Source organism: Nocardia sp. NPDC051911 (assembly GCF_040681035.1).
GTDB classification, from domain to species: domain Bacteria; phylum Actinomycetota; class Actinomycetes; order Mycobacteriales; family Mycobacteriaceae; genus Nocardia; species Nocardia sichangensis.
In genome coordinates, this window is sequence record NZ_JBFAXY010000005.1 from 40,284 (window position 1) to 61,002 (window position 20,719).

Sequence of the window (20,719 nt, forward strand, 5' to 3'; positions counted from 1 at the left end):
AAAATCCGGCGATCCGTAGCCGGTCATTCACCGGGAGACCGGTCTACTTGGACGCACCCACGATGCGCAGCGCGAGGTCCACGTAATAGTCGCCGATCTCCTCCGGCGAGAGTGAGCCGTCCTCCCGGTACCAGCGAGCGAGGTCGATGCCGAGCGACAGCAGAGCGACCGCCGCCATATGCGGATTCGGGTTGTCGAACACACCCGCCGCCACACCTCGCTCGATCAGCTGCCGTATCTCCGCGTCGATGAGGTGACGGATCGCCTTGATCTCGCCTTGATGCTCCGGACTGAGTGCGGCGAGTTCGTAGTTGATGACCCGGGCCACGGTGTGCGCCCGAGCATGGAAAACAGTGAAGGCCCGGACCGCCGCGATCAACTGATCGACCGGATCGTCAGCGGAAGCGACAGCGCTCTTTAAGCGCTCCAGCGTGTTGTGGTGACCGGTCCGGGAGACCTCGTAGAGAAGTTCCTCTTTCGAGCGGTGATGCACATAGATGGCTGCCGTGCTCAGCCCCGCGATCGAGGTGATGTCGCGAGTGGTGGAGCCGTGGAAGCCCCGCTCGGCGAAGGCGACGACCGCGGCATCCAGCAGCCGAGCTCGTGTGTCGTCCGCACGTGATTCGGTCACTTGAACAGTCTCGCATCCTGCCATCGAACACTTCCGGACGGTATCGGTCCGGCCCTCGCGCGACCGGCGTCGATGCTGTCGTGACCTTCGGCGCGTCGCACGGCTGTGATCCCGGATACGCTGCGGTGGTCGCCGCTCAGAGTGCGAGCACGAGTTTTCCGTTGTTGGCACCGCTGAACAGCATGTTCAGCGTCTCGCCGAAACGCGCGACGCCTCCCTCGACGACGTGCTCGCGGCTCTCGAGCTTGCCCTCGGCCAGCCATTGCGCGATCTGCGCGACGGCTTCGCCGTAGCGATCGGCGTAGTCGAAGACTACGAATCCCGTCATCGAGGCGCGGAAGACCAGCAGTGACATATAGCGCGACGGACCGGGAGGCAGCTGCTCGGCGTTGTAGGCCGAGATCGCGCCGCACAGCACCACGCGGGCCCCACGGCGCAAGTTCATCAGCGCGGCATCGAGGATGTCACCGCCCACGTTGTCGAAGAAGACGTCGATGCCCTGCGGGGCGAGCTCGCGCAGCCGCTTCGCAACGTTGTCGTTGCGGTAGTCGACAGCCGCGTCGAAGCCGAGTTCCTCGGTGAGCAACCGGGCCTTCTCCGGGCCACCCGCGATCCCGATGACCTCCGCGCCCTTGGCTTTGGCGATCTGACCGACCACGCTCCCGACGGCGCCTGCCGCCGCCGAGACCACCACGGTGTCGCCTGCCTGCAGCTTCCCGACCTCGAGCAGGCCGAAATACGCTGTCATGCCGGGCATTCCGAGGATGCCGAGCCAGGTGGGGCCGGGGGCGATGGTCAGATCGACCTTCGAGACGTCACTGCCGTCACTGATCGCGTATTCGGTCACCCCGAAAGTGCCGCTGACCGTGTCACCGACGGCGAAGTCGGGGTGCGCCGATTCCACGACCGTGCCGATATCCAACGACCGCATCACCTCGCCGATCCCGACCGGCGGCACATAGGAACGCTGATCTCGCAGCCATCCACGCATGGCGGGATCGATGGAGATGAAGTCGATCTTCACCAGCAGCTGACCTTCGGCGGGTCCGGGCAGTTCCTCGGTCGTCAGGCTCCAGGTGTCGTCGCCGGGCAGCCCCGACGGACGCCGCGCCAGACGGATCTGCTGAGTCTTCGTCATGACATTCCTCTTCTCATCGATTCGGCCATACATCCGGGATGGCGTCCGTTGCCGTCGAGAAACTCTGCCTCACAGCGAATCTGGTCAACTGCAGGTCCCGCTCGCAGACGGTCGCGAACCGTGCCGGTCAGTTCTTCGGTCCTCCGGCGACGTACACCACCTGCCCCGACACAAATCCCGCACCCTCGCTCGCCAGGAATGAGACGGTGTGTGCGACATCCTCGGGCGACCCCGCTCGCGCGACGGGAATCTGCGCGATCGCTCATGGTGTTCTCCTTCGGGATGGACAGATGCTCGACGGTCCACGCGTAACCGGTCGACGACAGCGGTGCGCGCTCAGGACAGCCGCTCGAGCACCATGGCCATGCCCTGGCCCCCGCCGACGCACATGGTCTCCAGGCCGAATTGTTTGTCATGGAACTGCAGCGAATTGACGAGGGTGGTGGTGATCCGCGCACCGGTCATTCCGAAGGGATGGCCGACGGCGATCGCGCCGCCATTGACGTTGAGCTTGTCGAGGTCGATATCCAATTCGCGCATGGACGCGATGACCTGCGCCGCGAAGGCTTCGTTGATCTCGACCAGGTCGATGTCGCCGATCGTCATGCCCGCGTTGGCCAGCGCCCGCCGCGACGCCTCGACCGGGCCCAAGCCCATGATCTCCGGCGACAGGCCGCTGACACCGGTGGAGACGATGCGCGCGAGTGGCGTCAATCCGAGTTCCGCCGCCTTGGTATCCGACATGACGACCACCGCGGCGGCACCGTCGTTGAGCGGGCAGCAATTGCCCGCGGTGACCGTGCCGTCCGGCCGGAACACCGGCTTCAACGCCGCGACCGCGTCCAGCGTCACACCCGCGCGCGGACCGTCATCGGCCGACACCACCGTGCCGTCGGGCAGAGTCACCGGGGTGATGTCGCGTTGCCAGAATCCATTCGACAGCGCGATTTCGGCGAGGTTCTGGCTACGCACGCCGAAGGCGTCCTGCTCCGCGCGGCTGACACCCGCGAACTGCGCGACGTTTTCGGCGGTCTGCCCCATCGCGATATAGATGTCGGGCAGTGCTCCGTCTTCGCGGGGGTCCGACCAAACCTGCCCTCCCGCAGCGAATTTCGACGTCCGCGCGACCGCGTCCTCGAACAGGGGGTTCTGGGTGCCCGGCAGGCCATCGGCATTGCCGCTGTTGTAGCGGCTGACGGTCTCGACGCCCGCCGAGACGAACACATCACCTTCACCGGCTCGAATCGCGTGCAGCGCCATCCGGGTCGTCTGCAGGCTCGACGAACAATAGCGATTGACCGTGACGCCGGGCACCCGATCGAGCCCGGCCAGTACCGCCACCACCCGTCCGAGATTGAAACCCGATTCGCCCGCGGGCTGGCCGCAGCCGAGCATCAGGTCGTCGATCGTGGCCGGATCGAGCGCGGGCACCCTTTGCAGCGCGGCCTTGACGATCTGCGCCGCCAAGTCGTCGGGGCGCATGTCCTTCAGCGAGCCCTTGACGGCGCGTCCGATCGGCGACCGGGCGACGGAGACGATGACGGCTTCGGGCATGTGCCCAACCTCCCAGCTACTTACTAAGCGCTTATTCAGCGCATACGATGCTGGATCGGACAGGCCGCGGTCAATACCGACGGCCCGCATTTATCGATGTGATCTGCCACACAACATGTACATAAGCGCTGGTGAGGCAGGTGAATTCGGCTCGCGAAGAACGCGGCCACTGTGCGCGTAGCGCCTCGTTCGGAGTGTCCTTCGGCAGAGCAGAGCACCGAAGCGACGATGGCCGTGGACCAGCAACTCGGTGTGCCGCTACGCCTCGTGACCCGAAACCCGCCCCGGTGAACTTTCGTCAGTTACTTCGACTCTTGCCGCGCGAAGCGCTCCACGACGTCGGGACGTTCGCGCAGATGTTCGGGGTAGCCCGGACCCATGCGCAGGCGGGATTCCTCGATCGGGACAGGCTGTTCACAGTGCTCGCAGACCACCTTGACCTGTGTGTCATGACCGCACGCGGTGTGCCGCACAAGCACCGGCGGACCCGATTCGTCGGCGAGCCAGCGATCACCCCAGCTCGAAATCGCCAGCAACACGCTCCAGAAGTCGGCGCCCTTCTCGGTGAGCACATACTCGTACCAAGTCGGCTCGACCTGATACGGCCGTTTCTCGAGCAAGCCTTCGTCCACCAGACGACGCAAACGGTTGCTGAGGGTATTGCGCGCGATGCCCAACTGCTGCTGGAAGTCCTCGAAACGGCGTACTCCATAGAAGGCCTCACGCATCACCAGCGGGGTCCACCAATCACCGAGCAGATCCATCGTGCGCGCGACGGAGCATGGCCATCGTGCGAAGGATGTACGCCTCATGCAGCGAGGATATCGGTTTCATAGATAGACCATGCACTTGATGACGCCACGCGGCCGCCCGCGCTCTGCGCGGGCCATCCATCGGACCCCGCCTCGACCCCGAACTTCGCCGGCAGGCCGCGGCCGCCACGAGCCGAGGCTCAGGTCGAGCGCGATTCGCTCGGCGTCTGCATGGCATCGAGGGCTTCGATGACTTCCCTACACCAGACGATCCAGGCACGTTCGGTCCCGAGACCGGCCTTCAGGATCAGATGCCTCATCGCGCCCGCATCGTCGCCGACAGCCGGAAAATCACGTGCCTCGATCTCCCGATAGGTCGCGAACGTCTTCTCGTGCACCGCGAGGTGGTGCGCGACGACCTCGCGGACACCTTCGAAGTCCCCGGTGGCGGCCGCTGCTCGCAACCTGATCAGCAGCGTTTCTCGCTGCTGCGGCGGCTCGTCGACCTCGCACACCCAACGGCGAAGCGCAGCGGTGCCCGCCGGTGTGATGGAGAAACGCTTCGGCTGACCACGCCCCGGCGCCTGTGGCTGCGAAACCTCGGCGACCAAACCGCCACCGCTGAGCCGATCCAATTCGCGATAGATCTGCTGATGGGTGGCCGACCAGAAGTATCCGAACGCGCGGTCGAAGCGCCGAGCGAGTTCGATGCCGGTCGAGGCCCGTTCGGTCAACGCGGTGAGGATCGCGAACTGCAGTGCCACGGCCCCATGTTAGAGAGCGTCGAGCGCGTCGGTCCCGCGACCTGAATCCGGAGTATCCCCGGCGAAGGCTGTGCGCGCGACCTTGCGCGGCCCGGGATCCGGCCACTTGTGAAGCCGTGACCACAGGGCATGTGATCGGCCACACATGTTTTTGCAACTTATTGCATGAATGCGGGGTGCGTCGATAGCTTCGTCGTAACGCAGCGCTGTGCGGCCGGAATCGCCGCGAGTCAACGCTTCAGAACTCCTCGAAGGACGTCATCATGGCCTTACCCGCCGCTCTGTCCGGTCGTCTCACCCTGCCCATCGTGGGCTCGCCGATGTTCATCTCCTCCGGACCCGATCTCGTGATCGCGCAGTGCCAGGCCGGGGTGATCGGATCCTTTCCCGCGCTGAACGCACGTCCGGCGTCACTGCTGGCGGACTGGCTGGACCACATCACCGAGGAAAACGCGTCGTTCGCGGCGGCGAACCCGGACGCCACCGTCGCGCCGTTCGCCGTCAATCAGATCGTCCACCGGACCAACGACCGCCTCGAACACGACATGGACGTGATCGTGCGGCACCGCGTGCCTATCGTGATCACCTCTCTGGGCGCACGCCCGGAGATCAACGACGCCGTGCACTCCTACGGCGGAATCGTCCTGCACGATGTGATCAGCGACGAGTTCGCTCGGAAGGCAATCGAAAAGGGCGCGGACGGCATCATCGCCGTCGCTGCAGGCGCAGGCGGCCACGCCGGAACGCAGTCGCCGTTCGCGCTTGTCCAGGAGATCCGGGAGTGGTTCGACGGGCCGGTGCTGTTGTCCGGCGCGATCGCCCACGGCCGCTCCATCCTCGCCGCTCAGGCCGCAGGCGCTGACCTCGCCTATATCGGTTCGGCATTCCTTTCGACCGTCGAGGCGATAGCGGCTGCGGAATACAAGCAGATGATCGTCGACTCCCGGGCCAAGGACATCGTGTACAGCAACTTGTTCACCGGCGTCCATGGCAACTATCTGCGCGGCAGCATCGTCGCCGCAGGCCTGGACCCGGATAACCTCCCCCATTCCGACCCTTCCATCATGAATTTCGGCTCCGGCGGCAATGCGAGCGCCAAGGTATGGCGGGACATTTGGGGCGCCGGGCAAGGCATCGGCGCGATCAAGGAAAACCTCACTGTCGCGGACTTGGTGGCTCGCTTCAAGGCCCAGTACGACGAGGCGCTCCAGGCTCTCGCCCGCAAGACACCGAGGCCCGACACCGTCGAGCAGCCGGCCTGACCCACACATGCCCGTCGAGGCCTTCCTCGCCAAAGACGAGGAGTTCATCGGCCGCTGACGCGGAATACCCGCCTACCCGGTAACGCGATCATTGCCAGGTAGGCGGGTATTTTCACGTTCGGCCGCACTGCTATCCAAGCGCGACGAGACGTGCGCCGGGGAACGAGCTATGCACCGTCGTTGCCATCGCGCAGGGAATGGATCATGCTCCGCAGGATCCGCAACGCGCTGGACCGCTCGGTCTCGGTCAGGCCGGCGAGCATTCTGACCTCGACGGACCGGACCGCCACGGTCGCCTTCTCGAGGCTCCGTCGTCCGCGGGGCGTGAGCCGTGTGGGAAGAACCTTCCCGACGGGCGCCTCCGCGGGCCTGGTCACGTAGCCGTCTCGTTCCAGAGCCTGGAGTAGCACGTTCATCGTCTGCCGTGTCACGAACGCGCCCCGCGCGAGCTCGGAGTTCGACAGGCCCGGTCGTTGCGCCAGCAGCTCGAGGCAGGAGTAGTGCGTCACGCTCATCCCGAGTGGCCGCAGCACCTCCTCCATGGCTACGCGCAGGACGCTCGACGCCTCTTTCAGCAGGTAGCCCAGTGACGTTTCCAAGTCGACGCCCGCACGGTCTTGACTCATGTCAGTATTCTGACATAGTTTGGCCCCATGTCAGAAAACTGACACCGAATGAGGAGATCATCATGCCCGTTACCGGCCCCGACTTCATCTCGCTGCAAGCGCGCGACCTGGTTGCTTCGCAGGCGTTCTACGAGCAGTACCTCGGCCTCGTCCGCTCGCAGGCCGGACCTCCACACGCCGTCGTCTTCGAGACGAAGCCGATCGCGTTCGCACTCCGCGACGTCGTTCCCGGCACCGATCTCGCATCCGTCGCTCAGCCCGGCATCGGCGCCGCGATCTGGCTCCACGCCACCGACGTCCAGGCCATTCACGATGCTCTCGTCGCCGACGGTCACACCATCGTCTCCGCACCGATCGACGGCCCCTTCGGTCGGACATTCACCTTCGCCGACCCCGACGGCTACCAGGTCACTCTCCACGACCGCGTCTGACCGGACCAGCGCCACGGGACGATCACCGCCCCCGAAGACCGCGCGGCGACAAGTACGTCGCCGTGATCATCGACCTCACCGGGATCCGTGACTCCACCGGACCAGCGCGGCTGCTGGACATACGCTCGCCGACCGGCCCAGTCGCTGTCGCCTCGGCGACTCACGCACCGTCAGTAGCGTACTTCCTTGACGAATTCCGCTATGGCGGTGCCGATTTCATCAGGGCTGTCTTCCTGAATGAAATGTGATCCCGCGACGGTCGTTTCGCGCTGATTGGGCCAGGTGCGGCAGAATTCGCGTTGCGGTCCGGTGAGAATGGAGCCCGGTTCCGCGTTGACGAACAACTTCGGGACATCGCTGGTGCTCAACCATCGTCCGTAGTCCTCGACCACCTCGACGACATCCTTCGGCTCCCCTTCGATCGGGATCTGGCGAGGCCAGCTCAGAGTGGGCCGGCGATCCTCGCCCGGCGACGCGAACGGCCGCCGATATTCCGCCATCTCCGCGTCGCTCAGCGCCCGGAGTACCGAACCGGGGAGAACCCGCTCGACGAAGATGTTCTTCTCGAGCACCATTCCCTCACCGGCAGGCGACCGGAAACCCTGGAACACGCCTCGTGCGCCTTCGGGCCACTGTTCCCACGTCACCGGCATGACAATGCTTTCCATGTAGACGATTGCCCGGACGCGGTCGCGGTGCTGGTTGGCCCAATCGAATCCCAAAGCCGACCCCCAGTCGTGGAGGACCAGCACGATATTGTCGCCGAGATCGAGCGCATCCCACAGATCGAAGAGATACTCGCGGTGCTCGGCATAGGTGTATCGGTCGGGATCGGAATCGGGGAGCTTGCTGGAATCACCCATGCCGATGAGGTCGCAGGCGATCAACCGTCCCAGCCCCGCACAGTGCGGCATGACGTTGCGCCACAGATACGACGATGTGGGGTTGCCGTGTTGAAAGACAATGGCGTCGCCCTGCCCCTCGTCGATGTAGGCCATGCGCTGTCCGCGAATATCCGAGAATTTCTTCGCCGCGAAAGGCGCTGTACTGTATGGCATTACAGAGTCTCCTTATGTGTAGGTGTCCCGTTGAAGGCAGGTCTATGCCGCTGCGGCAGTCCGATCACTCACACCTCTGCCCCAGGCCCGCGCTCGGCGCGCTCGTCGACCGCGGCGCCCATCCGCGCCGCCGCGTTCCGGCACACGCGAAGAATCCGCGACGAGAAGGACTCGGATTCCACAGCCCGTGACAGCACGAGTCCGCCGATACACAAGGCCAGGGTCGCGATGGCTTCGTCATAGAGTTCGTGCTCCTGCGGATCGTCCACCGGACGGCCACCCATCGCGTTGAGAGTCTTGCGCAGTTCCTCCTCGTAGGCTGACCTGAACTCGGCGGGCATGCGCGCGGCGTCGGATCCGATCGCCGAGAACGCGCACGAATCCGCCCGCTCGTCGCGGTGGGTCCGGTTGAGATAGCCGCGCGCGAGTCGGGCCGCGCGGGCGCCCCAGGACGCGTCGCGCGTCTTGCCGATCCAACGCGGCCGGCTTTCGGCAAGCCCGTGCCGGAAGGCCGCGATGGCCAGATCGTCCTTACTCGCGAAGTGTGAGTAGAAGGCTCCGTGCGTCAGGCCCGCGTCCCGCATGACCTTCCCGATAGCGCCGCCATCGGGACCATCCACCCGCAGCCGAGCGGCACTCGCGTCGAGGATGCGCGTCAACGACTCTCGTTTCTGTCGCGCGCGCTGCCCCTCCCCGGAGGGCGAATTTCGCATGTCGACCATCATGTGAACTACGCTCTCGCATGATGTCGGTCATGTCAATGCACCCAACCGGCCGAGCGGTCGGGGCGCGCACGGGATATCGCAGGATCAACTGACGAAGTTCCTGGCGAGCCGCCGCATGGTCAGGCGCGCGAGCAATCGCGTAGTGAACTCGCCGAAGGCACCCTCGAAGCGGGCGAGCTCTTTGCCGATGGCCACGTCGAGATCCGCTGCGGTGATCAACGTTCCCTTGGCCACCGTCGCCGTCAGGTCCCGGCTCACCGACCAGCTCGGATGGCGTGGATCCGATCGAGTGACGACGAGTTCGGCGCGCGCACCGCGGTCCACGGTGCCGATATCGGTGAGTCCGAGCGCGCTCGCCGCGGTGGCGGTGGCCAGCCGCCACGAGTCCCGGCGTGGGATACCGGCTTGCTCGAAGGCCTCGAGTTCGCGATGCAGGGCGATCCCCGGCGCGACGAACGGTTGCTGGGTGTCCGTACCCAACCGCAGCGGCACACCGTCACCGAAGAGACGGTTGACGAGCAGATGTTTGCGCTCCACGGCGCGCCTGCACCGATCGAAGTCCTCGCGTCGGATGTCGCGATAGGCAGGGATGCCGTGTCGAGGGTGCCACACGATGGCCGAGTAGAACGACGGCAGCGCTCGCGCTGTGGGCTCGTCGCGCGCTTGGTGATGCCGCTCGAGATCGAGGACACCGGTGGAGGTGTTCAGCGTCGGCGTGACCGCGAGCCCGCGGTCGGCGCTCACCTGCCGGATGAGATCGATGCGGCGGTCGTCGACAGCGTCCCAGTCGATCATGCGATTGAAGACGTGGTCCCGCCGAATACTGGCCGGCGGCGCCATGCCGAACAGGTGCTGCCCATCCGGCAGTTGCGCATCCTCGTGCCCGAGCCCGTACGGGACGTGTCCGAGAACTCCCATGCCGGCCGCACGTGCCGCTGCTTTGAGCGCGACGATGCGCGGAACATCGAGATTCTCATAGGATTTGACCCTCTTGTTCGAGCGTGTTCCTGCTCGCGCGAACCGGAGCGCTCGACGGTGGCCGCGCGACGACATCCTGGTTCCTCGCAGCCGAACTCCAGGCACGGCACCCCGCGATCACCGTCGAACCCGACAAGATCTTGGTCCGGCACGGCCGCACGGTGACCGGCGGAGCATCACTCGCCCATGTCGACGTCATGCTCGCGGCGATCGAGATGCTCACCGGCTCGGACGTGGCCGATCTGTGCGCCCGCTATCAGCTCATCGACCGCCGGACCTCGCAGCGTCCCTACATGATGCTCACCGTGCTGATCGCCGACGACCCCGATCTGGTGCACGCCCACGACTGGATCGTCAGCAATCTCCGCCGATCCTTCACGACCGCCGATCTCGCCGACGCGGTGGGACTTCATACCCGCACACTCGCACGACGCCTACAGCGCGCTACCGGCCTCAGCCCGCAAGCCTTCGTCCAGTACATCCGCACGGACACGGCGTTGACGCTGATCCGATCGGGAACCACTGCGGAGGCTGCCGCCCATCGAGTCGGCTACGCCGATGCCTCTTCCCTGCGCCGAGCCATTCGCCGCCGAGAAACCGGTCGCACCAGCTGGTCGACTCCCGGGCACAGGCCGGACAGCGGGCAGGGCACGGTGTCACCCGGGAATAGCGGCTCCAGAGGACCGCACACGTGTTTTCGCACTGACCAATGGCGCCCTCCCGGTCACGGCTGTTGCCACTTCCGGGAGGGTTCCCGACGGCGTCGGGCGCCATACGTCCGCTACTTCACGGTGATCGTGAGCGTCCGCGTCTGCGTCTTGGCGGGCAGCTTGGTGGTGTCGACCATCAGCACCTCACCCGTGTCCTGGGCGCCGTTGGCGAGGAGCTTGGCTTTCAGTCCGAACGGCGGCTGGTCGCCGGTGGCGGCCTCGATGCCGAAGTCGCTGTCGTCGGCGATGTAGAGGGTCTTGCCGCCGTCGCGGGTGGCGACGCCCTCGATCTTGTCGTGGCCGAAGAACTTGCCGTCGGCGTTCAGGCCGTCCAGCAGACCGCCGAGGTCCAGGGCGGACTTCTTGGCGACGGGGGTGACACCCGCCTTCCGCAGCGTGGCGACGCCTTCGGCAGTGGGCACGGCACCGACGAGGAGTTCCAGCGGCTTGCCGTCGACCAGCAGGCCGAGTTGTGGATCGTAGTGCGCGTTCTGGACTTTCGCCTGCGGGCCGACGTCGGTGGCGCCGGTGATGTCGATGGTCCACAGCTTCTTGTCGGCCTTGGGTGATTTGCCGCCGTCGCGTTCGTCGACCAGGAAGGTGGTCTCGCTCAGCGCCGTGATCTCGGAGACCGCGAGCTTCTGCTTCGGATTCTCCAGCGGATATACGAATTCCTTGACGTCCCGGGTCTTCAGATCCACGGTGACGATCCGGGTCATGGGCACCTCACGCGCCGACGCGACACCTGGCTCGTTCAGTGCACTCTGCACGATGCCGACCAATGTGCTGCCGTCCGGCGTGATGGTGAGCCCCTCCATACCCTGGTTCGGGGTGCGCAGCGAAAGCTCTTTGGGCAGACCGCGTCCCGGTGCGAGCCGCTCCAGCTCGGTGCCGTTGGCGTCGAAGTGCACGACGAACGGCCCGTACTCGTCGGACACCCAGAAGCTGCCGTCGGGCATCGCGACCAGGCCTTCGCTGTCGATGCCGTGATCGGTCGGCGGCAGGACGGTGCCGTTGAGGTCGCGGATGGTCTCGCCGGTGCTTGCGGAGGCGTCGACCAGGCCGTTGAACGGCTGGCCCGCTGAATTCTTCAGGGGAATGGCGCTTTCCAGCACCGCCTTGGTGCCGACCAACTTGAATTTCGCGATGGTGGGCGTGAAAGTCGGTATCGGCGTGAGCTTCTCGTTCTTGCCCTTGCCGTCCACGTTCGGACCGCGGTCGGTGAGACCATAGAACTCGTCGGTCGATCCGGGCACCGGCGTGAACGCCGACCCGTATCCGCTGCCCTGCAGACTCACGCCACCGAAGTCACCGAGCGGCGGGATATCGGTGGTGAACAGCTTCACGGCGTCGGTGGTGGTCACAGTGATGCTGTCGGAACCGGTGTATCCAGCCGCAGGCGTGTACACCACCGCACCGTCGGTGCGACGGGTGATCGTGCCGTGCTGCGGATCGGTGATCCCGACCGCGGCGCTGCCGCCGGTCGCCGCCAGCAGATCATCCAGCGAGATCACCAAGGGCTGGTCCTTGGCGGCGGTGAAGCCCGCCTCCGAGTTCGACGACGAGCAAGCGGACAGAACGGCGGTCGCGCACACGGCGACCATGACGAGCGCGCTTCGGGTACTGCGGTGCATTCTCACCAGCGATGCGTACCGTCCGAGCCCGACCGCCAGTTGGCATCGAGCTGAACATGAGCCGTCGATCCCCACAATCATCCGATCAGTTTGCAGTGTTGCCAATCCTGACGAACGTGAGCACTGCGGTATCCGAGCGTCGGGCCGCGTCGCTACCGCGCTCTCGACGCTACCGACTTCGATGCCGAACAAGCCTTAGCGCTCGGTGAACGGGCACCTGCGTCCGATCGGGCGCCTGCGGCGAGGAAGATGCCGAGCAGGCCATCCGCATCGAGGTCGCCGCAGCCGGGACGCGGCCCCGCCACCACCACCGCCCAGCGGGGGACCCAGCCGTGCGAGCTGTTCGGAGATCATCCCGTAAGTGTCGTGTCGTTCCCCGTATAGCTCTACGGTGGAGATATGACCGCCTTGGAGTATCAGCATGTGCTGGTCGCGCGGGACGGCGACACAGTGCGCATCACGATGAACCGGCCGGAGCGACGCAATACCCTGTCCGGCGAACATCTGGCCGAGTTGCTCGCCTCCTTCCGCGCTGCGGGCGAGACGGACGCCACCGGGATAGTGCTCGGGGCAGCCGGTCCGGTGTTCTCCGCGGGACATGATTTCGCCGATGTCGCCGCACGCGACCTGCTCGGCGTGCGGGAACTGCTCACACTGTGCACCGAGCTCATGTCGACCATCGAGTCGGTACCGCAGGTGGTGATCACCCGCGTGCAAGGTCTGGCCACGGCTGCCGGCTGCCAACTGGTGGCCTCGTGCGATCTGGCCGTCGCCGCCGAATCGGCCGGTTTCGCGCTCCCCGGTGGCAAGGGCGGCTGGTTCTGCCACACCCCCGCGGTGCCGGTAGCCCGCGCCGTCGGCCGCAAACGACTGATGGAACTCGCCCTCACCGGCGACCCGATCGATGCCCGCACCGCCGAACAGTGGGGCCTGATCAACCGAGCGGTGCCGGACGCCGAGCTCGACACCGCCGTCGACGAGTTGCTCGCCCGAGCTACCCGCGGCAGCCGCGCCAGCAAAGCACTGGGCAAACGCACCCTCTACCGCCAGCTCGACCGCCCCGAGGCAGACGCCTACGCCCTCGCCCTGGAAGTCATGGCCGCAGCCGCCCAACTTCCCGGCGCCCGCGAAGGAATGGCGGCCTTCCTGGCGAAGCGCCCACCTGTCTGGCGCGATTAGCGGCGCCCGGCGTCTGCCCGTGCCCGCCGGAGACGGCTCGAATCGGCAAGAGACGCTGGATGTGACGCGTATTCGCTGCTGCCGTCAGCTTTTCATCGGATCGTGGCCCCAGTTCATCAGCGAGTATCGCCATTTGGTGTTCTCGATTTCGCCGGAGGGTCGCTGCTCGAGATGGCGGTGCGCATAGCCGATGACTTTGCGCATGTGCGCGTAATCATCGTCGGTCGGTTTCTTCTTCTCGAGGATGTCCGCGATGCGCCGCCCGCTCGCGTGCCCGGTCGACTCGCCGCCGTCTTTCGGTTTCTGCCCCACCGACTTCGACTCGTCGGTGTCGAGCCACCGGCGCAGTTCTTTCGCCGTCATGTTGACGATGTTGCCGAACTCTGTGCGCGTGTCTTTGTCTTCCGTCGTCATGGCGCGGCTCCAATTTTCGATGTCAATCGTCGTGCGGACGTAGCGCGCCGGGCTTGTGCACCGCGTCACGGCCGCTCTTCGCACTGCGCACCCGATACTGTGGCTCCTGTTCGGAGGCCCGTACCGTTCGGCCCGCCGCTTCGGTGTCGGACGTGATCACTTCTTCCACCTTGCCCTCGGCGGTACTGCCGTGGCTGTTCCATTCGACTTCGTCTCCTTTGCTGAACGATTGCTTTCCCATGGTCGATTCCTTCTCCATTCCAGCATTCAACGAGGTCGTGTTACCCGCGCTCCGCTCTCGAAAACTGATAGCTGAATCGGCCCTCCTCATCGCCGCCCACCCTTTCTGCGGCCAAACCTCGTGAAAGATCGCGATGGTGCCGGTTTCGACCCGACCATCCCGTTGTCAGCACCAGCCGTACTGTTGCGCTACGAGGTAGTGGTCCGGCGCCAACAGCCTGAGGCGGCGGCTTCGGCGACGTAGTTCTCGAATGTCCGGGCCGGACGGTGAAGGGCGCGGTGCACGTCGTCGGTGGGTGTCGTGCCAGGGCCGCCGCGAGAAAGCCGGGTGAGAATGTCGGTGAGTAGCCGCGCAGCCTTGGGCGAGACACCGAAGCCGATCTGCTGTTCGACGAAATTCACGGGGTCGATGTCGACGTGGCGGATCGTGCGGCCGATGGTCGCTCCGATCATGTCCACGGCTTCGCCGAAGCTGATCGCCCTCGGGCCGGTCAGCTCGTAGGTGTTACCGCTGTGCCGGTCATCGAGCAGTGCTCGCGCCGCGACTTCGGCGATGTCGTCGGCGTCCACGAACGGGGTACGGCCGTCGCCGGTGGGGATATACAGCGCGCCGTTGAGAATGCCTGACAGCCAGAAACTTTCACTGAAATTCTGCGCGAACCAGTTGGGTCGCAGAATGGTCCATTCCAGCCCGCTGTCCCGGGTCGCGCGCTCGGCGGCGTGCAGGGGATGATCGGCCTGGTCGGCGGCCGGTGCGGACAGTAGTACGAGCCGCCGGACACCGGCCCCGACCGCCGCCTCGATGAATTTCGGGATACGCGCTCGGCCCTCATCGGTGAATTGCAGGGCCGGTTCCACGAGATAGGCGGAGGTGGCGCCGTCGAGCACTGCCGACCAAGTCGTCAGGTCGCCCAGGTCGAACGACATATCGCCCCCGGTGCGGGCGACCGCCCGTACCGGATGGCCCGCGGCTCGGAGGTGGCGTGCGATCCGTCGGCCGGTCTTACCGGTGCCGCCGAGAATCAGGATGTTGGTCATGGCAATCATCCAATCGAGCAGCAGCCAGACGATCCATGGGAGAAGATCCGGGATTTCTTTGTGATCGTCTAACGTGGGTCGCTGTGGACGTGCTGAGCGATCTGTTGCATCGAGCGCGAGTGGGCAATACCGAGGTACGCCAGCTCATCCAGCGGCCGCCGTGGTCGCTGACCTTCGCCGCATCCGGACATCCAGCGCTCGCTGTCGTCGCGGTGCTCGGCGGTCCGGCGCACTTGCGGCTCGACGATGCCCACACGACAAAGGTGCCGGTGCCCGAGGGCGGTATCGCCGTGGTGAAAACGACCGGCGGATATACGGTTGCCGATAGTCCGACCACCCCGCCTCAGATTTTGATCGAGGAGGGGCGCAAAGTCGTCCTCGACCACAGCCGGGAACCGGGCGCGCTCCGGAATATGGGCCCACGCACCTACGGTGACGGTCTGCCAGGAGCCACGACAGTGCTGCGCGGCTCCTTCGTACTTCATGGCGACGTGGGCGAGCGAGTACTCGATCTGCTGCCACCCGTGGCGGTCGTACCTGCCGGATCACGGACCAGCGCCGCGTTGCATCTGCTCACCACCGAAGCCGCCCGGGACGAGCCGGGACAAGACGCCGTCCTGCATCGGTTGCTCGATCTGGTGCTCGTGCTGGCGCTGCGCGCCTGGTGGGCCGCGCCCGGCGCGACACCACCCGGCTGGTATCACGCGATGATCGACCCGCGGATCGGCCGTGCTCTCCACGCGCTCCACAACGATCCGGCCCACCGCTGGACCGTTGCCGCGTTGGCCGAGGAGGCCAACATGTCCAGGGCCTCCTTCTCCGCGCGCTTCACCGCCCTGCTCGGACGCCCGCCGCTGACCTATCTCACCGATTGGCGAATGACCCTCGCCGCGGACGCACTTCGCGATACCGACGCCACCATCGCGACCATCGCTCGTCAAGTCGGATACCACGACGCCTTCGCTTTCAGCGTCGCGTTCAGACGCGCCCGCGGGACCGGGCCCTCGGCCTGGCGGCGCCGGCAGACCATGCGTACACCGCCAGACCGAGACACCCATTGACCGCCCTACCCCGCTGTCGCCGGTGCACTCGCGGGTCCGGCGGCCAGTCGGCGAATCAGCCCGCTGCGGTGCCGAACCACCGGGGCAGGTGCTCGAGCAGATCCTGCTGGTCTGCACCGACCCACGCCACGTGGCCGTCCGGCCGCAGCAGCACGGCGGGCACCTCCAGTTCCTCGCTGACATCGACGACGTGGTCCACCCGATCCGCCCACCCCGTTACCGAAAGCCGGCCGGTCTGGTCGAGCAGCAACCCACGCCCGCCGTGCATCAGTTCGTAGAGACGACCCCGCTTCAGCCCGACGTCCCGCATCCGCCGGCCGAGCAGGTCGTGCCCCTCGCCGAAGTCGTAGCGGACCCCGACCGCGGTGATGATCTCGGTGATATACCGGTTGACCTCCTCGAAGTCCATCAACTTCGAGAACAGCTCGCGCAGCGCGGTCGCGCCCGGATCGGTTCCCATCAGCGTGATCTGCGCGCGGGTGTTCTCCAGCACACGCGCGCCCACCGGGTGTCGTTCGGCGTGATAGGTGTCGAGCAGTCCCTCCGGCGCCCAGCCGTTCACCTCGGCGGCCAGTTTCCAGCCGAGGTTGAACGCGTCCTGGATGCCGAGGTTCATCCCTTGCCCGCCGGTCGGCGGATGGATGTGCGCAGCGTCGCCGGCCAGCAGCACCCGGTCGACCCGGTAACGCTCGGCCTGCCGCGTAGCGTCGCCGAAGCGGGACAGCGAGCGCGGGGAGTGCACCCCGAAGTCGGTGCCCGAGAACGCCCGCAGTTGCCGCTTGAACTCCTCCAGGGTCGGGGCCGCACGATCGTCCGACACGCCCTCGGCAGGCACGACGATACGGAACAGCCTTCCGTCGTCACCGGAGCGGGCGGCGCCGAACCGCTTCTGCGTTTTGTGGACTTCCTCGACGATCGCGGCCACCTTCGCCGGGTCCTCGGTCACCTCCATTTCACCGAGCAACGTCTCGACTTTGGTGGGTTCGCCGGGGAAGCCGACGCCGAGCAGTTTGCGCACCGTGCTGCGGCCGCCGTCGCAGCCGACGAGGTAGCGCGAGCGTAGTTGCGTGCCGTCGGCCAACGCGACGGTCACCCCGTGCTCGTCCTGACTCAGCCCCACCACTTCGCAGCCGCGCCGGATCTCGGCGCCGACCTCGAGGGCGTGCTCGTTGAGCAGCCGTTCGGTGACGGGCTGTGGAGTGGCGAGGCCGTACGGGTGCGCCGTGTCCAACCGTTCCGGCCACGGCTTGACGATGCCGCCGAAAAGACCGCCGACTTGGAACTTTTTACTGACCGCGAGGAACCGGTCCAGCAGGCCGCGCTGGTCCATCATCTCGACACTGCGCGCGTGTAGGCCCTGCCCCCGGGACAGCGTGGACGGTTCCGTCTCCTTCTCCAGTACCAGCGTGTGCACGCCGTGCAGCCGCAACTCGCTGACCAGCATCAAGCCGGTCGGTCCGCCGCCGACAATGATCACGTCAAACATGAACCGCCCATCCGTAGGTGTCGCATCTCGGCCAGCTGGTCCGGCGGAAATCCGCGAGCGCACGTGCCTCGCGAATCGCCGATTTCCGCAGGTTCTGGCTTCGGCCGAAGATTTTGCAGCACGACCCGGGCCTTGCCGCAAGTCCCCCAGTGCGATATATGTTAAAAGGGAAGAGCAATTGGTTCTTCCCCGTCCGCGCCCGGTATGGACATCGTGGCAGCACCCATCCCCCATTCGGCCAGTGCGTTCGCTTCGGTGTGGCAGGAAGCATCAACCCACGCGTCGGGTGGCCGGTCCACGCTTCTCGACCTCAGCATGCCTCGCAGGGTCGGCGCGTCCGCCGTGTAGATGAGCCGAAGCGGAATCTGCCGACAATATCCGGTCCGCAGCTGATGTGACCCACGAATACAGGGTCGTCCCAGCGGAATTGGCGACGGTGGCGCCCGGCTATTCGACGCCGAGCGCCACCTCGGTCGACTTGATGAGGACTTTGACGCGTGTGCCTTCGGTGAGTCGCAGGTCTTCGACTGCGTCGCGGGTGATCGAGGAGGTGATCTCGTCACCCCCGGTGAGCCGGACCCGGACCACGGCCATGGCTTCGCCGCGGGTGATCGAGACGACGGCGCCGTCAAGTTGATTGCGGGTAGATAGCTGCATGCCGGTGATGGTACGCACGCCCGGCCCGGGTGGCGGGGATTGCCGACGGGGGTGTCAGTAGGCGTCGCGGACGTGACAACCGGCTACCTCACCTCCGCCCGAAACCGGGCTTGCTCGACACGACGGTGGATTGCCGTCCGCGTGCTCGAAATGTGCAGCGGGATGCTGTCCGTGCGGCTGCCGGAAGCGGTGAGTTCCGATCAGTATCGGTCGACGGCGGGCGGCGTCAACGTCGAATCACGCAGCGGCCCGATCGTTTCCTCGAACGCCTTCTGCCACGAACCGTCGGCCACCATTTGCTCGAGCGCGTCGTTGATCTTGTTCCGGGTTTCCTGGTCGCCCTTCTTCAGGCCGATACCGTACTTCTCGGTGGTGAACGTGTTGCCGACCAGCTTCAGTTCCCCTGACGCCTGCCCCGCGAAACCGGCGAGGATGATGTCGTCGGTGGTCACCACATCGACCGAACCGCGGCGCAGAGCTTCGATGCACTGCGAGTAGGTGTCGAGTTCCACCAGCTGAACATCTTTGGCGTAGTGATCCTTGACGTATTGCGCCGGGGTGGAGCCTTTGACCGAGCAAAGTTTCTTGTTGCCGTTCAGCGACTCGACACCGGTGATATCGGTGGTCTCCTTCTTCACCAGCAGCGCCTGCCCGGCCACGAAATACGGTCCGGCGAAGTCGACTTTCTCCTTGCGCGTGTCGGTTATCGAATAAGTGGCGACGATGAAGTCCACCTCGCCGTTCATGATCATCGTCTCCCGCCGGGCCGACGGCGTCTCTTTGAAGGTGATGCCGTCGGGCCGCACGCCGAGCTTGCTCGCTACGTACTTGGCGATCTCGACGTCATACCCTTGGTAGGAGCCGTCCGCTTCACGGAATCCGAGTCCTGGCTGGTCGAACTTGATGCCGATGGTCAGCTTGCCGTCCCGCACGTGATCGGCGGTGGTCGCGGGGTCGCTGCCGCCACCGCAGGCGGCGGCGACGAGGGCGACGGCGATCGCCCCGATACCGAGGCGAAGTGTTCGGGTGATCCTCATCGAATTCGGCTCCTTCTCACGCTGAGCTGCCGGTCCGGGGGCCGACGACACGTCATCTTTCCCGGAACATCGATCGCCCGGCTCGACTGCCCCTCCCGCCAGTGGAAAGTTCGGGGATGTGGCCGCACGCGCCGGAAGTGCACGGCGTCGTTCAGGCCGACGACGCGGCCCCGACGACCGTTATCGGCACTTCCGGGCTTTCACGAGACGGTTGGAAGTTGTCGCGCCACAGACGTACAAGCGACCACGCGGTTGCGCAGAGCAGCAGGCCGTTGCGCACTGCCAGGACCACTACTCCCGGTCCGCTTCCGGTGGCGACCCGGTCGTAGAGGAACGGGAACTCCACCTGACTCGCCAGTGCCGTCGCGAGTACCAGCACCAGCACAGGCCGCTGCGTGGTGCGCGGGTCGAGCGCGCAGACCGCGGCGACCCCGACCGCCCACACCAAGTACTGCGGGCTGAGCACCCGACTGGCCGCCAAGGCGAGGAGCACCGCCGCCAATGCCAGATCCGTCGCCGGAGGACGCACGCGCCACCAGGTGATCAGCAACACCGCGCCGCCGATGATCATGACGGCCACGCATCCCCTGGCCACGGCGGACACCGCAGGGCCGGACAGCTCCTCCGCCCCATAACGATGCACGATGGTCCAGCCGCCGTTCATCAGCCGAGCAACCAACAACGGTGTGGCAGCGACGGATTCGATCTGCAATCCCCGCTTCGACTGAAACTCCAGAAACGACCACGCGCCCGGACCCAACGCGGTCAATCCCGCCATCGCAACCAGACCGGCGCAGGCCGCCGCCGCGCTCATGCGCCACAGCGTCCGTCGGCGCAGCCCGAGCACGACCACCACCGGCCACAGTTTCAGCAACACACCCGCGGCGGCGGCCACGCCTGCCGCCGCCGGTCGGCGCGCTGACCACAACAGTGCCGCGATCGCGGTCGCGGCTACGATCAAATCGAATCGGCCGTAACAGACCCGGCCAAGCAAGGCCACTCCGAGCGTCCAAATCCACGGCCCGGCCTGCGCTGTCCGCAGCCCGTCAGCCCGCGCCGCCCTGATCAACAAGCTGAGCACACCGGCGTCCGCTGCCGCGACCAGCGCGAAGAACAACCAGTTGTAGCCCGACCCACCGCCGATCAGCCAGGGCACCACCAGCAACGCACCCGCCCCGGGCGGGTACTGCCAGCGTTCGTCGTCCAACGGGAAAGCGTTCTGGTGCACGATATGTTCGGCCCACGCGCCGTACAGGGTCAAGTCCGCCGCCGAGGCATCCCAGACGCTGTGCGGCAACGCCGTCACACCGGTGAACACCACCATCAGTAATCGAGTAACCACCC

Annotated in this window: 22 protein-coding genes and 2 pseudogenes; 5 read left to right on the forward strand and 19 right to left on the reverse strand. The window is 65.9% G+C overall.

Annotated elements, in window-relative coordinates:
• Positions 1-43 precede the first annotated feature (43 nt).
• From AB0L97_RS07780 to AB0L97_RS07805, 6 genes and pseudogenes are all read right to left on the reverse strand, one after another.
• Positions 44-631 (reverse strand): TetR/AcrR family transcriptional regulator, encoded by a 588-nt coding sequence (locus AB0L97_RS07780; protein WP_364426186.1) that lies wholly within the window; start codon positions 629-631, stop codon positions 44-46.
• A gap of 136 nt (positions 632-767) precedes the next feature.
• Positions 768-1,769, reverse strand: a complete 1,002-nt coding sequence (locus tag AB0L97_RS07785) for an NADP-dependent oxidoreductase (RefSeq protein WP_364426189.1) — start codon at positions 1,767-1,769, stop codon at positions 768-770.
• 127 nt (positions 1,770-1,896) lie between these two features.
• Positions 1,897-2,031 (reverse strand): annotated as a pseudogene (locus tag AB0L97_RS07790) (SDR family oxidoreductase); the annotation flags it as partial.
• Between the two features lie 74 nt (positions 2,032-2,105).
• Positions 2,106-3,323: an acetyl-CoA C-acetyltransferase gene (locus tag AB0L97_RS07795; protein WP_364426771.1), complete on the reverse strand. Its 1,218-nt coding sequence runs from the start codon at positions 3,321-3,323 to the stop codon at positions 2,106-2,108.
• 302 nt (positions 3,324-3,625) lie between these two features.
• Positions 3,626-4,135 (reverse strand): helix-turn-helix domain-containing protein, encoded by a 510-nt coding sequence (locus tag AB0L97_RS07800; RefSeq protein ID WP_355073848.1) that lies wholly within the window; start codon positions 4,133-4,135, stop codon positions 3,626-3,628.
• Positions 4,136-4,275: 140 nt separating this feature from the next.
• Entirely contained in the window at positions 4,276-4,839 is a 564-nt protein-coding gene (locus AB0L97_RS07805; RefSeq protein ID WP_364426193.1) for a PadR family transcriptional regulator, read from the reverse strand.
• Between the two features lie 263 nt (positions 4,840-5,102).
• On the opposite strand from AB0L97_RS07805, the gene AB0L97_RS07810 reads away from it, so the two are divergent.
• On the forward strand, positions 5,103-6,101 hold the full coding sequence (locus AB0L97_RS07810) for a nitronate monooxygenase family protein (protein ID WP_364426196.1): 999 nt from the start codon (positions 5,103-5,105) through the stop codon (positions 6,099-6,101).
• Between the two features lie 167 nt (positions 6,102-6,268).
• Here AB0L97_RS07810 and AB0L97_RS07815 read toward each other — a convergent pair whose 3' ends face one another.
• Complete coding sequence (locus AB0L97_RS07815; protein ID WP_355073861.1) at positions 6,269-6,727, reverse strand: MarR family transcriptional regulator; 459 nt, start codon at positions 6,725-6,727, stop codon at positions 6,269-6,271.
• A gap of 62 nt (positions 6,728-6,789) precedes the next feature.
• Here AB0L97_RS07815 and AB0L97_RS07820 point away from each other — a divergent pair, with 62 nt between their 5' ends.
• Entirely contained in the window at positions 6,790-7,158 is a 369-nt protein-coding gene (locus AB0L97_RS07820) for a VOC family protein (protein WP_355073863.1), read from the forward strand.
• A 170-nt stretch (positions 7,159-7,328) separates the two neighbouring features.
• On the opposite strand, the gene AB0L97_RS07825 is transcribed toward AB0L97_RS07820, so the two are convergent.
• The 4 genes from AB0L97_RS07825 to AB0L97_RS07840 form a co-directional block, all read right to left on the reverse strand.
• The gene (locus tag AB0L97_RS07825; protein WP_364426201.1) at positions 7,329-8,216 is read right to left on the reverse strand and encodes a haloalkane dehalogenase; all 888 of its coding nucleotides are present in this window, start codon (positions 8,214-8,216) and stop codon (positions 7,329-7,331) included.
• Between the two features lie 68 nt (positions 8,217-8,284).
• Complete coding sequence (locus AB0L97_RS07830; RefSeq protein WP_364426204.1) at positions 8,285-8,941, reverse strand: TetR/AcrR family transcriptional regulator; 657 nt, start codon at positions 8,939-8,941, stop codon at positions 8,285-8,287.
• Between the two features lie 84 nt (positions 8,942-9,025).
• Entirely contained in the window at positions 9,026-9,859 is an 834-nt protein-coding gene (locus tag AB0L97_RS07835; protein WP_364426207.1) for a hypothetical protein, read from the reverse strand.
• A gap of 236 nt (positions 9,860-10,095) precedes the next feature.
• Positions 10,096-10,332: a hypothetical protein gene (locus AB0L97_RS07840; RefSeq protein ID WP_364426801.1), complete on the reverse strand. Its 237-nt coding sequence runs from the start codon at positions 10,330-10,332 to the stop codon at positions 10,096-10,098.
• Between AB0L97_RS07840 and AB0L97_RS07845 the strand changes: the two are divergent.
• Positions 10,321-10,452: pseudogene (locus tag AB0L97_RS07845) on the forward strand (hypothetical protein); the annotation flags it as partial. The gene AB0L97_RS07840 and the pseudogene AB0L97_RS07845 sit on opposite strands and share 12 nt — an antisense overlap.
• A gap of 248 nt (positions 10,453-10,700) precedes the next feature.
• Here AB0L97_RS07845 and AB0L97_RS07850 read toward each other — a convergent pair.
• The gene (locus AB0L97_RS07850) at positions 10,701-12,263 is read right to left on the reverse strand and encodes an esterase-like activity of phytase family protein (protein WP_364426774.1); all 1,563 of its coding nucleotides are present in this window, start codon (positions 12,261-12,263) and stop codon (positions 10,701-10,703) included.
• 399 nt (positions 12,264-12,662) lie between these two features.
• On the opposite strand from AB0L97_RS07850, the gene AB0L97_RS07855 reads away from it, so the two are divergent.
• Positions 12,663-13,442, forward strand: coding sequence for an enoyl-CoA hydratase-related protein (locus AB0L97_RS07855; protein ID WP_364426210.1), 780 nt, complete (start codon positions 12,663-12,665; stop codon positions 13,440-13,442).
• A gap of 84 nt (positions 13,443-13,526) precedes the next feature.
• On the opposite strand, the gene AB0L97_RS07860 is transcribed toward AB0L97_RS07855, so the two are convergent.
• From AB0L97_RS07860 to AB0L97_RS07870, 3 genes are all read right to left on the reverse strand, one after another.
• Positions 13,527-13,940 carry a DUF3140 domain-containing protein gene (locus AB0L97_RS07860; protein WP_364426213.1) on the reverse strand — a complete coding sequence of 138 codons (414 nt, stop codon included), beginning with the start codon at positions 13,938-13,940 and terminating at the stop codon, positions 13,527-13,529.
• Positions 13,879-14,097, reverse strand: a complete 219-nt coding sequence (locus AB0L97_RS07865; RefSeq protein WP_364426216.1) for a DUF2945 domain-containing protein — start codon at positions 14,095-14,097, stop codon at positions 13,879-13,881. Before AB0L97_RS07865 ends, AB0L97_RS07860 begins: the two co-directional genes overlap by 62 nt.
• Positions 14,098-14,285: 188 nt before the next feature.
• A complete protein-coding gene (locus AB0L97_RS07870) occupies positions 14,286-15,134 on the reverse strand; it encodes an NAD(P)H-binding protein (RefSeq protein WP_364426219.1) in 849 nt (282 codons plus the stop codon).
• A gap of 83 nt (positions 15,135-15,217) precedes the next feature.
• Between AB0L97_RS07870 and AB0L97_RS07875 the strand changes: the two genes are divergently transcribed.
• The gene (locus tag AB0L97_RS07875) at positions 15,218-16,195 is read left to right on the forward strand and encodes an AraC family transcriptional regulator (protein ID WP_364426222.1); all 978 of its coding nucleotides are present in this window, start codon (positions 15,218-15,220) and stop codon (positions 16,193-16,195) included.
• A 55-nt stretch (positions 16,196-16,250) separates the two neighbouring features.
• Here the strand turns inward: AB0L97_RS07875 and rox are convergent, their stop codons facing one another.
• From rox to AB0L97_RS07895, 4 genes are all read right to left on the reverse strand, one after another.
• Entirely contained in the window at positions 16,251-17,681 is a 1,431-nt protein-coding gene (gene rox / locus AB0L97_RS07880) for a rifampin monooxygenase (protein ID WP_364426225.1), read from the reverse strand.
• 447 nt (positions 17,682-18,128) lie between these two features.
• Positions 18,129-18,338: a TOBE domain-containing protein gene (locus tag AB0L97_RS07885; RefSeq protein ID WP_355073881.1), complete on the reverse strand. Its 210-nt coding sequence runs from the start codon at positions 18,336-18,338 to the stop codon at positions 18,129-18,131.
• Positions 18,339-18,538: 200 nt separating this feature from the next.
• Positions 18,539-19,375 carry a glutamate ABC transporter substrate-binding protein gene (locus AB0L97_RS07890; protein WP_364426230.1) on the reverse strand — a complete coding sequence of 279 codons (837 nt, stop codon included), beginning with the start codon at positions 19,373-19,375 and terminating at the stop codon, positions 18,539-18,541.
• Between the two features lie 151 nt (positions 19,376-19,526).
• Entirely contained in the window at positions 19,527-20,699 is a 1,173-nt protein-coding gene (locus AB0L97_RS07895; protein ID WP_364426233.1) for a glycosyltransferase family 87 protein, read from the reverse strand.
• Positions 20,700-20,719 lie beyond the last annotated feature (20 nt).